The organism is Micromonospora sp. NPDC023737, from assembly GCF_040639715.1.
Classification (GTDB): domain Bacteria; phylum Actinomycetota; class Actinomycetes; order Mycobacteriales; family Micromonosporaceae; genus Micromonospora.
In genome coordinates, this window is the sequence record NZ_JBFAAL010000018.1 from 15,957 (window position 1) to 29,583 (window position 13,627).

The 13,627-nt window shown below is 72.5% G+C and carries 12 protein-coding genes; 9 read left to right on the forward strand and 3 right to left on the reverse strand.

Annotated elements, in window-relative coordinates:
- Nucleotides 1-52: 52 nt before the first annotated feature.
- Complete coding sequence (locus AB0F98_RS27165; RefSeq protein ID WP_357740822.1) at nucleotides 53-751, forward strand: lysophospholipid acyltransferase family protein; 699 nt, start codon at nucleotides 53-55, stop codon at nucleotides 749-751.
- A 177-nt stretch (nucleotides 752-928) separates the two neighbouring features.
- Here AB0F98_RS27165 and AB0F98_RS27170 read toward each other — a convergent pair whose 3' ends face one another.
- Nucleotides 929-2,464 (reverse strand): hypothetical protein, encoded by a 1,536-nt coding sequence (locus AB0F98_RS27170; protein WP_357740825.1) that lies wholly within the window; start codon nucleotides 2,462-2,464, stop codon nucleotides 929-931.
- A 187-nt stretch (nucleotides 2,465-2,651) separates the two neighbouring features.
- Here AB0F98_RS27170 and AB0F98_RS27175 point away from each other — a divergent pair, with 187 nt between their 5' ends.
- The 8 genes from AB0F98_RS27175 to AB0F98_RS27210 all read left to right on the forward strand — a co-directional run bounded on the left by AB0F98_RS27175 (nucleotide 2,652) and on the right by AB0F98_RS27210 (nucleotide 12,168).
- Complete coding sequence (locus tag AB0F98_RS27175; RefSeq protein WP_357740828.1) at nucleotides 2,652-4,637, forward strand: TIGR03960 family B12-binding radical SAM protein; 1,986 nt, start codon at nucleotides 2,652-2,654, stop codon at nucleotides 4,635-4,637.
- Nucleotides 4,638-4,783: 146 nt separating this feature from the next.
- Nucleotides 4,784-5,503 (forward strand): TIGR03936 family radical SAM-associated protein, encoded by a 720-nt coding sequence (locus AB0F98_RS27180; RefSeq protein WP_357741066.1) that lies wholly within the window; start codon nucleotides 4,784-4,786, stop codon nucleotides 5,501-5,503.
- Between the two features lie 130 nt (nucleotides 5,504-5,633).
- A complete protein-coding gene (locus tag AB0F98_RS27185) occupies nucleotides 5,634-8,723 on the forward strand; it encodes an Rne/Rng family ribonuclease (RefSeq protein ID WP_357740831.1) in 3,090 nt (1,029 codons plus the stop codon).
- A 109-nt stretch (nucleotides 8,724-8,832) separates the two neighbouring features.
- Complete coding sequence (locus AB0F98_RS27190) at nucleotides 8,833-9,336, forward strand: hypothetical protein (RefSeq protein WP_357740834.1); 504 nt, start codon at nucleotides 8,833-8,835, stop codon at nucleotides 9,334-9,336.
- A 164-nt stretch (nucleotides 9,337-9,500) separates the two neighbouring features.
- Nucleotides 9,501-9,815: a 50S ribosomal protein L21 gene (gene rplU, locus AB0F98_RS27195; protein ID WP_076473268.1), complete on the forward strand. Its 315-nt coding sequence runs from the start codon at nucleotides 9,501-9,503 to the stop codon at nucleotides 9,813-9,815.
- Between the two features lie 11 nt (nucleotides 9,816-9,826).
- Entirely contained in the window at nucleotides 9,827-10,081 is a 255-nt protein-coding gene (rpmA, locus tag AB0F98_RS27200; protein WP_076473269.1) for a 50S ribosomal protein L27, read from the forward strand.
- An 88-nt stretch (nucleotides 10,082-10,169) separates the two neighbouring features.
- Nucleotides 10,170-11,648, forward strand: a complete 1,479-nt coding sequence (gene obgE, locus AB0F98_RS27205; RefSeq protein ID WP_357740839.1) for a GTPase ObgE — start codon at nucleotides 10,170-10,172, stop codon at nucleotides 11,646-11,648.
- A gap of 70 nt (nucleotides 11,649-11,718) precedes the next feature.
- Nucleotides 11,719-12,168, forward strand: coding sequence for a GNAT family N-acetyltransferase (locus tag AB0F98_RS27210; protein ID WP_357740841.1), 450 nt, complete (start codon nucleotides 11,719-11,721; stop codon nucleotides 12,166-12,168).
- Between the two features lie 125 nt (nucleotides 12,169-12,293).
- On the opposite strand, the gene AB0F98_RS27215 is transcribed toward AB0F98_RS27210, so the two are convergent.
- Nucleotides 12,294-12,953 carry a DUF6766 family protein gene (locus AB0F98_RS27215; protein ID WP_357740844.1) on the reverse strand — a complete coding sequence of 220 codons (660 nt, stop codon included), beginning with the start codon at nucleotides 12,951-12,953 and terminating at the stop codon, nucleotides 12,294-12,296.
- Nucleotides 12,954-13,123: 170 nt separating this feature from the next.
- Nucleotides 13,124-13,606, reverse strand: coding sequence for a DUF4383 domain-containing protein (locus tag AB0F98_RS27220; RefSeq protein ID WP_357740847.1), 483 nt, complete (start codon nucleotides 13,604-13,606; stop codon nucleotides 13,124-13,126).
- Nucleotides 13,607-13,627: the final 21 nt, after the last annotated feature.

The window sequence follows — 13,627 nt, forward strand, 5'->3', positions numbered from 1 at the left end:
TGCGTCCGCTACCGTGACACCGCCCGCTCGCACACGATCTGCCGGAGGACCAGTGCCGCTGCTCTACACCATCGGCAAGCTCACCGTGGCGCCCACGATGCGGCTGGCGTTCCGCCCGACCGTGGAGGGGCTGGAGCATGTGCCGGAGACCGGTGGAGCGATCTTCGCCGGTAACCACCTCTCGGTCGCCGACGAGCTCTTCCTCGGCACCGTGGTGCCGCGGCATCTGGCGTTCTGGGCCAAGTCCGATTACTTCAAGGGCGTCGGCCTGAAGGGGGCGTTCTCGAAGTTCGTGCTCACCGGGCTCGGTGCGATCCCGGTCGAGCGGGCCGGTGGGCGCGCCGCGCTGTCCGCGTTCGACGCGGCCATCCCGGCGCTCAAGGCCGGCGAGTTGGTGGTCGTCTATCCGGAGGGAACCCGGTCGCCGGACGGTCGGCTCTACCGGGGACGCACCGGAGCGGTACGGCTGGCCGTCGGCGCGGGAGTGCCGATCATCCCGGTCGGCACGATCGGTACCGAGAAGGTGCAGCCGATCGGTGCCCGGGTCCCGCGTCCCGGCACCGGTAAGGTCACCATCCGGTTCGGCAAGCCCCTGGACTTCACGGGGCGTCCGGACGACAGCGCTTCGTTGCGTGCCATGACGGACGAGGTGATGAGCGAGATCCAGAAGCTCACCGGTCAGGAGTACGTCTCGCGGTACGCGCCGATGCTGCGCGTCCAGCAGAACCCGACCCGTCCCGATCCGGCCTGATCCGCGATTCCGGCCGACGCCGGACCGGTTCGGTGCGACGGCCGTCCGCCCACGGCGATCGTCACCTGACTCTCCTGGGCCGGGACCTGTCCACGTTCCACAATCGAGCTGTGCGCACGTGCGGGGGTTTCCGCCCCGGTCGCCGCGGACGGGTGGGACGGCCGGCCGGTGGTCGGCTCAGTTCCGGTCCGAGCTGACGATCCGGCCGCGCAGGGTGTCGAGCAGGCCGGCGCTGTCCTGCAGGGAGAGGCGGGTGAAGACCGCGCTGGCGATGCTGCCGTGGTCGACCGACGTGCAGACGACCACGGCGTCACCCTCGGCGCGTCCCACCGCGCAGCGCTGGTGCCGGCCGCGTACGCCCGTGTCGACGGTTTCGACGGAGCCGAGCTGGTACTTCCCGGTGAGCCGCGCGATCTCGTCGTCCGCGGCCGATTCGGGGTCGAACCGGAAGCCGGTGCCACCGAAGACGGTCACCTGCTTGCCGTCCGGGTTCGCGTAGACACCGGCGAAGGTGTCCTCGGCGAGCAGGTGCGCCTTGCGGACCTCCGCCTCCAGTTGCCGGGCGGCCTGCGTGCTGCTGCCGTCCTGCCGTAGCGACAGGTCGGCGACCTGCGCGGGGAGCGCGGCGTGCGCCGGGTACTGCGACCAGATCGGCATGCCGTAGTACGCCGGACAGCCACAGCAGCAGGCCAGGGCGAGCAGCAGCAGCCACGGCCAGCGGCGTCGCTTCCGGACCGGGACGGGCACGTACCCCTTCGGGGCCCGCCAACCGGGCGGCGGCGCGGCCGGCGGCGGCGCGGGCCGTCGTTTCGACCGGCGCTGCTTCGGCGGCGCGGCGGGTTGCGGCGGTAGCGGCGTGACCGGCCGCGGCGGCGATGCGACCGGCGGCCGCGGTAGCGGCGCGACCGGTTGCTGCGCTAGTGGTGCGACCGGTTGCGGCGGCGGTGCGCTCGGTGGCGGGGAAACCGGGTGGGTGGGCGGCGGCACCGGGTGCGCGACCGGCGGCGGTGGGGCTGGCGCGGGGGGCCCGGAGTAGGGGCGAGTCGGCGGAGCAGGTGGATAGGACAGCGTCGGCGGCAGGGCCGGCAGTTCGGCCGAGGGCAGCTCCCAGCCGCCGGTGTCCGCGCCGGCCCAGGGATCCACCGGGATCCGGTGTTCGGGCGACTCGGGCATCGGCGGCGGGGTCGGCTCGGCGGACTCGCCCCAGGAACGTCGCCGTGGCGGTGGCGGCGGCACCGGGGCGGAACCGCTCCATCGCGGCGCCGGGTCGGGTGCCTCGCCGACGGGCAGCGGCTTGGTGCCGGCGGGGCCGTCGGGCTGTGCCGCACCCCCGGCCGTCGGGACGGTCTCGTCGAGGCGGCCGTCCGCAGGCTCGTCGACGGCGGTGGGCTCCGTCGGGGCGGTGTCCGCAGGCCCGTCGGTCCTCGTCGGTTCGCCGAGGCGGGGGGTGCCGCCCGTCCGGTCCGCCGGCGCGGTCTCGTCGAGGCGGCGTGTGCCGTCGGGACCGATCCGGTCGTCCGGCCCGCTCGCGGTCGGTGCGTCAGCGGAAGCGGCGACCGGAACGCCGGACGGAGTCGCCGGGCCCGTGGCGGTGGCTTCCGGTGGTGCGGGGGAGGGGTCGGGCTGTTCGGCGACGACCGGATCACGGTCCGACCCCGCTTCCGGGGGGTTCCCGTGGGCCGGCCGGTCCGCCCCCGGCTGCGGCTCCGGCATCCGGCAATCTCCTCTCGCGCCGAACCGAGGTTAGTACCGCTGCGCCACGCGCGGGGAGCCGACCACCGCGCCTCGGACGGTGCTGGTGGCTGACCAGCGTGGGGACGGACCGGGTGAACGCCGCCCGTCCCGGCGTGCCACCGCCGCGCGCGTGGCCGCCACCGGCGGGCGCGTACGCTTGGGCATCATGAGCGTCCAGTCCACGACGCCGCGCCCGGTCGCGGCCAACTCCGTTTGGCCCCAGCTGGAGTCGCTGCTGCCGCAGGTGACCAAGCCCATCCAGTACGTCGGTGGTGAGCTGGGGGCGGTGGTGAAGGACTGGGACGCGGCGGCGGTCCGCTGGGCGCTGATGTACCCGGACGCGTACGAGGTGGGTCTGCCCAACCAGGGTGTGCAGATCCTCTACGAGGTGCTCAACGAGCTGCCCGACGTGCTGGCCGAGCGGACGTACGCGGTCTGGCCGGACCTGGAGAAGCTGATGCGCGCACACCGCGTGCCGCAGTTCACGGTCGACGCTCACCGCCCGGTGCGTGACTTCGACGTGTTCGGCATCTCCTTCGCCACCGAGCTGGGCTACACGAACCTGCTCACCGCCATCGACCTGGCCGGCATTCCGCTGCTCGCGGCCGACCGCACCGACGCCGACCCGGTGGTCCTGGCGGGCGGGCACGCCGCGTTCAACCCGGAGCCGATCGCCGACTTCATCGACGCCGCCGTGCTCGGCGACGGCGAGGAGGCGGTCCTGGAGATCACCGCGATCGTCCGCGAGTGGAAGGCCGAGGGCTGCCCGGGCGGGCGTGACGAGCTGTTGCTGCGGCTCGCCCGTACCGAGAGCGTGTACGTGCCGCGCTTCTACGACGTGGACTACCTACCGGACGGCCGGATCCAGCGGGTCGTGCCGAACCGGGCGGACGTGCCGTTCCGGGTGCACAAGCGCACCACCATGGACCTGGACGCCTGGCCGTACCCGAAGAAGCCGCTGGTGCCGCTCGCCGAGACGGTCCACGAGCGGTACGCGGTGGAGATCTTCCGAGGCTGCACCCGCGGCTGCCGGTTCTGCCAGGCGGGCATGATCACCAGGCCGGTGCGGGAACGCTCCATCACCACGGTGGGGCAGATGGTGCAGGAGGGCCTGGAGTTCTCCGGCTTCCACGAGGTGGGGCTGTTGTCCCTCTCGTCCGCCGACCACTCCGAGATCGGTGACATGTGCTCCGGCCTCGCCCAGCAGTACGAGGGCACCAACGTCTCCCTCTCGCTGCCGTCCACCCGCGTCGACGCGTTCAACATCGACCTGGCTCAGGAACTGTCCCGCAACGGCCGCCGGACCGGTCTGACCTTCGCCCCCGAGGGCGGGTCGGAGCGGATCCGCAAGGTGATCAACAAGATGGTGTCGAAGGACGACCTCATCCGCACCGTGGTCACCGCCTACACCAACGGCTGGCGGCAGGTGAAGCTCTACTTCATGTGCGGCCTGCCCACCGAGACCGACGAGGACGTCCTCGAGATCGCCGACATGGCGCACGAGGTCATCAGGGCCGGTCGGGCGGCCACCGGTTCGAAGGACATCCGCTGCACGGTCTCCATCGGCGGGTTCGTGCCGAAGCCGCACACCCCCTTCCAGTGGGCGGCGATGGAGCGGCCCGAGGTGATCGACGGCCGGCTCAGGCTGCTCAAGCAGGCGATCAACGCCGACCGGTCGCTGGGCCGGGCCATCGGCTTCCGCTACCACGACGGCGAGCCGTCGCTGATCGAGGGCCTGCTCAGCCGCGGTGACCGCCGGGTCGGCGCGGTGATCCGCAAGGTGTGGGAGAACGGCGGCCGGTTCGACGGGTGGAGCGAGCATTTCTCCTACCAGCGCTGGGTGGACGCCGCCGCCGAGGCGCTGCCCGCGTTCGGGGTCGACCTGGACTGGTACACCACGCGTGAGCGCGACGAGCTCGAGGTGCTCCCGTGGGACCACCTGGACTCCGGGCTGGACAAGGACTGGCTCTGGCAGGACTGGCAGGACGCGCTGAGCGAGTACGAGCAGGACGACTGCCGTTGGACGCCGTGCTTCGACTGCGGCGTGTGCCCGGCAATGGACACCGAGATCCAGATCGGGCCAACCGGTAAGAAGTTGCTCCCGTTGACCCCGGTGAACGGGCTGAAACTGCCCGCCAGCGCCCAGCAGTAGCGTCGAGACGTCTCCGCCCCCGGCCGCGTACCGTCACGGACCCTGCGCCAGGATGGGGCGGACACGCAGGTACATTCGAGGAGTTCACGATCGCCAGAAAGCCTCAGCCCGAGGGCGGCCAGGCGCCCGTCGTCCAGCGGGTTCGAATCCGGTACGCCAAGCGTGGACCGCTCCGGTTCACCTCGCACCGGGACTTCGCCCGGGCCTTCGAGCGCGCGCTGCGCCGGGCCGGCGTGCCGATCGCCTTCTCCCAGGGCTTCACCCCGCACCCGAAGATCTCGTACGCCTCCGCCGCGCCCACAGGTGTGGGGAGTGAGGCGGAATACCTGGAGATCGGCCTGCGCGAGCCGGTCGACCCGGCGCGGCTGCGCGACGCCCTGGACGCGGCGCTCTCGCCCGGTCTCGACGTGCTGGACGCCGTGGAGGCGGCCGGCGGCAGCCTCGCCGACCGGATCGAGGCGTCCCGCTGGCGGATCGAGCTGCCCGACGTCGACCCGGCCGCGCTGGAGCAGGCGGTGACGGTGTTCACGGCGGCCGAGGAGATCCAGGTCGAGCGGATGACCAAGCAGGGGCGGCGCACCTTCGACGCACGTGCCGCCGTCATCACCATCGATATGCTCCCACCGTCGGAGACGCCTTCCGGGGAACCGGCCGTACCGTGTGCGATACTCGAAGTGGTCGTGCGGCAGGTCACCCCGTCCGTACGACCCGATGACGTCCTTTCCGGCCTCCGCGTGGTGGCCGGCCTGGAGCCGCCGGTTCCGCCGAGAGTGACTCGGCTGGCTCAGGGCACGCTGACCGCGCAGGGCGAGATCGTGGATCCGTTGGATGCGGACCGCGACGGGGCAACCATCGGTGGACGCTGACCGACGGTCAGTGTTCGAGTAGGCAGACTTCGGCGGTCGCGCACCTTGCGCACCGGCGGAACACCTTTTGCGGCGACCCTGCGTGGCAGCGCTCACCCGCGCCCGGGGCAGCCAGAACTGGAGAACGTCCATGCTCGAGAACGAGCCCGAGGGCGGCGAACGGACCGGTTCACAGCCGGCCGCCGACACCGCCGATCAGCAGCACAACCCCGTCGACGGGGGCGCCGTGGAGAGCCGGATCGGCGCGGAAGGGGCCGAGGAGTCCGGCACCGCCGAGCCGGCGCCGGCCAGACGGCGTACCACCCGGCGACGCGCCACTGCGGTGAACAAGCCGGAGGAGGGCGAGGTCCCCGTCGCGGCACCCACCACCGGTGTGGGCAGCGCCGAGTCTCCGCAGGCGGAGGTCTTCGCGCCGATCTCCGGCGACTCGGACGCCGCTCCGAAGACCCCGCGCCGTCGCCGCAAGTCGACCGCGGCGAAGGCGGTCGAGGAGCCCGTGGTCGCGGAGGCCGTCGAGGAGGGCGCTGCGGATCTCGTCCCGCCGGTCAAGGTCACCCGTACCCGGCGGAGGAAGACCACGCCCACCGTCGAGCCGGCCGACGCGACGCCGGCCGAACCCACCGCGGAGACCCCGACCGAGGAGGCGGCGCCGCCGGCGGCCGCCGAGGAGACCACCGGCGAGGTTCCGCCGGGCACCGCGACGGCCGAGGAGCCGGAGACCGCGGGTGAGGAGACGGCGCCGCCGGGGCCCGACCGCGCCGCCGAGGCACAGACCGGCGACGTCGCGCCCGGGGTGGCCGTGCCCGCCACGGAGCAGCCCACCGACGCGGCCGAGCTGGCGGATCAGCCGCGCACCCGCCGCCGCCGGGCGGCGCTCGCCGCCCCCACCGTGCTGTTCATGGCCCCGCAGCCGGAGGTGGCACCGGTCGTACGGGCGGTCGAGCCCGCCCCCGTCGAGGAGCCGGTCGCCGAGGAGCCTGCCGAGCCCGCCCGCCGCCGCCGGCGTGGCCGCCGGGAGGCCGAGCTGGTGGAGCCGGTCGAGGCGGAGCAGGAGCCGATCGAGGAGGCTGTCGAGGCCGAGGAGGCCGCCGAGGCGGAAGAGGACGAGGACGAGTCCCTCGCCGCCCGGCGCCGGCGTCGGCGCGGCCGCCGGGGTCGTGGCCGGGGCAAGGGCGGTGCCGAGGAGGCCGAGGACGAGGAGGCCGAGGAGGCGGCGCAGGCCGAGCTCGAGGCCGAGGAGACCGAGGCTGAGGAGGCCGAGGAGGAGGAGACCGAGGGCGGAGACGGCCTGACCCGCCGCCGCCGGCGGCGCCGTCGCCGGGGCGCCGGTGACGTCGAGGCCGGCGCGGACGACGGCGTCCCGACCGTGGTCAAGATCCGTGAGCCGCGCCGGACCGTGGACGAGGTGCAGGGGGTCTCCGGCTCCACCCGGCTGGAGGCGAAGCGCCAGCGCCGCCGGGACGGCCGGGAGCAGCGGCGTACGCGCCCGCCGATCCTCAGCGAGGCGGAGTTCCTGGCTCGCCGCGAGGCGGTGGACCGGGTGATGGCGGTACGCCAGCGCGGTGACCGCACCCAGATCGCGGTGCTCGAGGACGGCGTCCTGGTCGAGCACTACGTCACCCGCAACTCCTCGGGCACCATGGCCGGCAACGTCTACCTGGGCAAGGTGCAGAACGTCCTGCCGAGCATGGAGGCGGCCTTCGTCGACATCGGCCGGGGGCGCAACGCGGTGCTCTACGCCGGCGAGGTCAACTGGGACACCACCGGTCTGGAGGGCAGGGCCCGCTCGATCGAGCAGGCGCTCAAGTCCGGCGACTCGGTGCTGGTGCAGGTCACCAAGGACCCGATCGGGCACAAGGGGGCCCGGCTGACCAGCCACATCGCGCTCTCCGGCCGGCACCTGGTCTACGTGCCGAACGGCAACGCCTCCGGGATCAGCCGCAAGCTGCCGGACAACGAGCGCAAGCGGCTGCGGGACGTGCTGAAGAAGCTGGTCCCGGACGGCGCGGGCGTGATCGTCCGTACCGCCGCCGAGGGTGCCAGCGAGGACGAGCTGGCGCGCGACGTGAAGCGGCTCCAGGCGCAGTGGGAGGACATTCAGGCCAAGGCGGCCGAGGGCGGCGCTCCGGTGCTGCTCTACGAGGAGCCGGACCTGGTCATCCGGGTGGTCCGGGACCTGTTCAACGAGGACTTCCGCGAGCTGGTCATCGAGGGTGACGAGTCGTACGACGTGGTCGAGTCGTACCTGTCGCACGTCTCGCCGGACCTGGTTCCCCGGCTGCGCCGGTACGTCGGCACTGCTGACGTCTTCGCCGAGTACCGGATCGACGAGCAGATCCTCAAGGGGCTGGACCGCAAGGTCTTCCTTCCCTCCGGCGGCTCCCTGGTGATCGACCGTACCGAGGCGATGACCGTCATCGACGTCAACACCGGCAAGTACACCGGCTCCGGGGGCAACCTGGAGGAGACGGTCACCCGTAACAACCTGGAGGCGGCCGAGGAGATCGTGCGCCAGCTCCGGCTGCGCGACCTGGGCGGCATCGTGGTGATCGACTTCATCGACATGGTGCTGGAGTCGAACCGTGAGCTGGTGCTGCGCCGGTTGACCGAGTGCCTGGGCCGGGATCGCACCAAGCACCAGGTAACCGAGATCACTTCTCTCGGCCTGGTGCAGATGACCCGTAAGCGGATCGGTGCGGGGCTGCTGGAGGCGTTCAGCGAGACCTGCGAGTGCTGCAAGGGCCGCGGCGTGATCATCCACACCGAGCCGGTGCCGGAGAAGCCGCGTAGCGGTGGGGCGGCCGAGAAGGTCAAGGCGGTGGCCTCCGCCGTGGTCACCCCGGCCGCAGAGTCCGCCGGCACGTCCCGGCGTCGCGCGCGTAAGGCGGCCCCGGTGGAGCGGACGGTGGCCGAGGTCAGCGAGACCGAACCCGGCGCCGACACCACCGAGGTGGACGCCACCACCAGCGCGGCCGCCGTCACCGGCGCCGACACGACGGCGGGCCACGACGCCGACTACTACGACCCGATGGGTTACGACCTCTCCCGCTACGAGACGGGGACCGCGGCGGCCCCGGCGGTCGCCGACAGCCAGGAGGGCGACTCGGCCCGGCTGGCCGCGGCCGACGACCCGGACGCGCTCACCGAGGAGAGCGAAGAGGAGACCACCGGCCGGCGCAGAGCCCGCCGCGGCGGCGCCCGGCGGCGTACCCGCCCGTGATCTGACCGGTCGCCTCTACGCGTGGACGGCAGGGCCCCCATTCCGGCACGATGACGCCGGTGGGGGCCCGGCCCGTTTCCGGCCGGGAGGACCGGGCGAAGGGACCGCCATGCGCCGGTTGTTCGTGGTAGGTGTGCTGGTGGCAGGCCTCTGGCCGGCCGTGGCCTGCGGAGCTGACCGGCCCGCCGCCGAGCCGCCGAGCGCGACCGCCGACCCGACCACGGTGACCGACCGCCCGACAGCCGGCGGTGGTGCCCCGAGCGCCGACGGTGTCCCGACCGGCGGGAACACCGCGACGGTGTGCGCCGTGGTCCGGCGGGCCGGCGACGACGCGGTCCGGGCGTACGAGGCGGAGCTGGGTCGGATGGTCGCGGCGGTCGGCGCCAACGACAGCACGGCGGCCGACGCCGCCCGCCGGCGCGCCGAGGCTGCCCTCGCCGGCTGGCGCACCGTGTTGGGCGAGCAGTCCGCGCGGGCCACCGCCCCGCAGCTGGGGGCGCTCCTCGACGACCTGGGCGCCGAGGTGGAGGCGTTGGGCGCCGACGTGAACGGGTTCGACGAGACCGAGCTGGACCGCCTCCGGCAGCGCCTCGACCGGCTCTGTCCGGGCTGATCCGCGGGCCGGTTTGGGCTGCGGGGTGGGCATGGCGTACGCTGGCCTGCGGCGCACTCTTGTGTGCCGAGTTCCCGCGTGCCCGCGCCGCCGTGCCACTGCTACCCGGCGAGCCGCCGTGGGGACGACCACCAGCAGCCTCAACGACAGGGAGTCCGCCTCCGATGTACGCGATCGTCAAGACCGGCGGCAAGCAGTACAAGGTCGCCGAGGGCGACGTGATCGAGGTCGAGAAGCTCGCCGGCGCCCCCGGCGACGCGGTGCAGCTGGCCGCGGTGCTCCTCGTCGACGGTGACGACCTGGTGACCGACGCGGCGCAGCTCGCCAAGGTCGCGGTGTCCGGCGAGATCGCCGCGCACACCAAGGGCCCCAAGATCCGGATCCACAAGTTCAAGAACAAGACCGGCTACCACAAGCGCCAGGGTCACCGCCAGCCGCTGACCCAGGTCAAGGTGACCGGCATCTCCAGCGGGAAGTAGGTCGTCCTCAGATGGCTCACAAAAAGGGTGCGTCCAGCTCGCGTAACGGCCGTGACTCCGCGGCCCAGCGGCTCGGCGTGAAGCGTTTCGGTGGCCAGGTGGTCAGCGCCGGCGAGATCATCGTCCGGCAGCGCGGCACCAAGTTCCACCCGGGTGACCTGGTTGGCCGTGGCGGGGACGACACGCTCTTCGCGCTGTCCGACGGTGCGGTCCAGTTCGGCACCAAGCGCGGTCGTAAGACCGTCAGCATCGTGCCGCAGCAGTAGTTTTCCGGCGAAGCGGGCCGCGGACCTGGTGTCCCGGCCCGCTTCGCTTTTCTCGTGCGGGGCGCTCCCCGCTGGAAGGATTGACAGCGTGACGACGTTCGTTGACCGGGTCGTCCTGCACCTGCAGGCCGGCGACGGCGGGCACGGCTGTGTCTCGATCCACCGGGAGAAGTTCAAGCCGTTCGGCGGGCCGGACGGCGGCAACGGCGGGCACGGCGGCAGCGTGACGCTGGTCGTCGACCCGCAGGTGCACACCCTGCTCGACTTCCACTTCCGCCCGCACGTGAAGGCGCCGAACGGCAAGGGTGGCGCCGGTTCGCACCGGGACGGTGCGAACGGCACCGACCTGGTACTCAAGGTCCCCAGCGGCACCGTGGTGCAGAGCCAGGACGGCACCGTGCTCGCCGACCTGGTCGGCGCCGGCACGACCTTCGAGGCGGCGCGCGGTGGCCGGGGCGGCCGGGGCAACGCCTCGCTGGCCAACTCGCGGCGCAAGGCACCGGGCTTCGCCGAACTCGGCGAGCCGGGCGAGACGCTCGACGTGGTGCTCGAGCTGAAGAGCGTCGCCGACGTCGGCCTGGTCGGCTTCCCGTCGGCCGGCAAGTCCTCGCTCATCTCCGTGATCTCCGCGGCCAAGCCGAAGATCGCCGACTACCCGTTCACCACGCTGGTGCCCAACCTCGGCGTGGTCCGGGTCGACAACCACACCTTCACCGTCGCCGACGTGCCCGGCCTGATCCCCGGCGCGGCCAGCGGCAAGGGCCTCGGCCTGGAGTTCCTCCGGCACATCGAGCGATGCGCCGTGCTGGTGCACGTCATCGACACCGCCACCCTGGAACTCGGCCGGGACCCGCTGGCCGACATCGAAGCCATCGAGGCCGAGCTCAACCAGTACGGCGGCCTGGCGGACCGGCCCCGGCTGGTGGCGCTCAACAAGATCGACGTACCGGACGGCCGGGACCTGGCCGAGATGGTCCGCCCGGACCTGGAGGCGCGTGGGTTCCGGGTCTTCGAGGTCTCCACCGCCACCCGCGAGGGCCTGAAGGAACTCACGTACGCCATGGCGGAACTCGTCGAGGGTGCCCGCGCCGCGACGCCGATCATCGAGCCGACCCGGATCGTGATCCGGCCGGCCGCCGTGGACGACACCGGCTTCACGATCGAGGCGGAAGCGGACGGCTCCTACACCGTCCGCGGGGCGCGTCCGGAGCGCTGGGTCCGGCAGACGAACTTCGACAACGACGAGGCGGTCGGTTACCTCGCCGACCGGCTGGCCCGGCTCGGCGTCGAGGAGAAGCTGGCGAAGGCCGGCGCCCAGCCCGGTGACCTGGTCCGCATCGGCGAGCGAGAGTTCGACTGGCAGCCGACGCTCTACGCCGGGGCCGAGTTCGTTCCCGGCGTACGCGGCGCCGACCAGCGGTTGGAAGAGAAGTCGACGCGCGCCTCGGCGGCTGAGCGGCTGGCCGCCCGCAAGGCGCGCCGGCAGCGGCCCGCAGACGAGATCGGGACCGACGTGGCCGACGAGGTCGAGACCGACCTGGCGGACGCGGTCGAGGACTCCGAATAGCTCGGTACCGTCCGCAATCGGGTCGGTTTGCGGAAACCTGGCGGAAATCCGCCCGGCCTACCGTGAAGCGATGTTGATCGAGTCCCGCGCTGCCACCGATCCGGAGGTCGCCGCCCTGGTCACGGCCCAGCAGCGTGAGCTGCGGGAAGCCGACGGCGGGTTGGACGGGCAGGTGACCCAGACCCACGACGACATCCGGTATCTCGCCGTCGTGGTCAACGGCCGGGCGGTCGCCTGCGGCGGCGTCCAGGCCCTCGACCAGGAATCCGGCGAGATCAAGCGGATGTACGTCCGGCCCGCGTACCGGGGACGGGGGATCGCCCGCCAGTTGCTGGCGGCGCTGGAGGAGCTGGCGTACCAGCAGGGGCACAGCAGTGTCCGCCTGGAGACCGGCACTTACCTGCCGGCCGCGGTCGGGCTCTACACCTCGTGCGGGTACGAGCCCATCCCGACCTACGGCGAGTACATCGGCAATCCGTACAGCGTCTGCTTCGCCAAGCGTCTGCCGGTGCCGGCCTGACCGGCCCCGGCTCGCACGCGGCCGGGTCGTGCGCCACGCCGGTGTCGAGCCGCGGCCCGGGTACGGCTCGGAGATCGTCGGCTGGGCCGCGCGCCGCAGCCGCTGCACGGCGCCCCGACGATCTCTCAGGCGCCGGTCTCGGCGTGCGCCCTGGTGACCGGCTTCGACTCCGGGGACCCGTGCTGACGCAGGAAGATGCTCAACACGATCAGGGTGCCGACCGCCAGGAACTCGCTCTGCCAGTTCTGCATGGACTGGAACCAGAAGTCGCTGGTGCCGAGGAAATGGAGAGCGCTGACCGGGGGAGCGCCGCTCTGCAGCGCCTGCTCCGCGTTGTACTCCGCGGTGCCGCCGAGCAGGTGCCCGACGAACGAGCCGAGGAAGATCAGCAGCAGCGCGAGGGCGAGACTGTTCCGGTAGATCACGAGCGGCAGTCCGCCGTGGCGCACCGGCCAGGGTGAGGCCGCAGTGGCGCGGCGCTCGTCGTCCTCGGGCCGGTCGGTCTGGCCCTCCGGCTTCGACTCCGCCGAACCCCGCTGCACCAGGTATGCGGTGAGCAGGACGTAGCCGCCCATCTGGAGGAACTCCGATTCCCAGTTCTCGAAGATCGCCTCAGCGAAGTGGCCGGTGGACAGGTACGCCGGCCAGCTCAGCGGGGCGGCACCGAATTCGGCCAGTTCCTCGTTGTGGCTCTGCCAGCCGAACACGCTCTGCAGTGCCAGGAAGACGAAGAAGGCGCCGAACATGGCGACTGCCAGGGCGTTGTTCCGCAACCAGCGCGGCATCTCGACCTCCTCGGCGGTGATCCGGTAACCGTCCGTTGCCCAGCGGGCTCGACGGGCAAACCGGACCGGCGTCGGTCGGCGCGGGAGCACCCGTTCGGATGACGGCGCCGGACAGGACTGACCGACCGTTCGGTGGCGCTGCGCGAACGTGTACCGGTGGCGTCGGGACGTCAGGGGCGGCCGGCGGGGGTGTCCAGGCGTCCGCCGGTGCCGTACCGGTTGGAGAGCAGCAGGCCGAGGACGAGCATGCCGAAGCCCAGCCCGAGGTGCAGCCAGTTGTCGGCGTTGTTCACCGGCAGGAAGTTGGCCGCGCCGTGCTGGTTGATCGCGAACCCGTAGAGCCAGATGCCGAGGTAGGCCGCGCCGCCGCCGGCCAGGTAGAGCCGGGAACCGGCGAGACTGCGGGCCATCACGAGGCCGAGCAGGCCGAAGAAGAGATGCACCGCGTTGTGCAGGATCGAGATCTGGAAGACGCCGAACAGCTTCGCGCCCGAGTGGTGCCCGGCGCCGTACAACTGGTCGTAGTCGGTGGTCACACCGGGGACGAAGCCCAGCGCGCCTACCAGGAGAAAGACCACGGCGACCGCCACGGCAGCCAGTTGCACCCGGGGCTTGGGCCCCGCCGGTCGGCCGCCGCGCGCGTCCCGTGCCATCGATGCCACCTCCGAGATTCG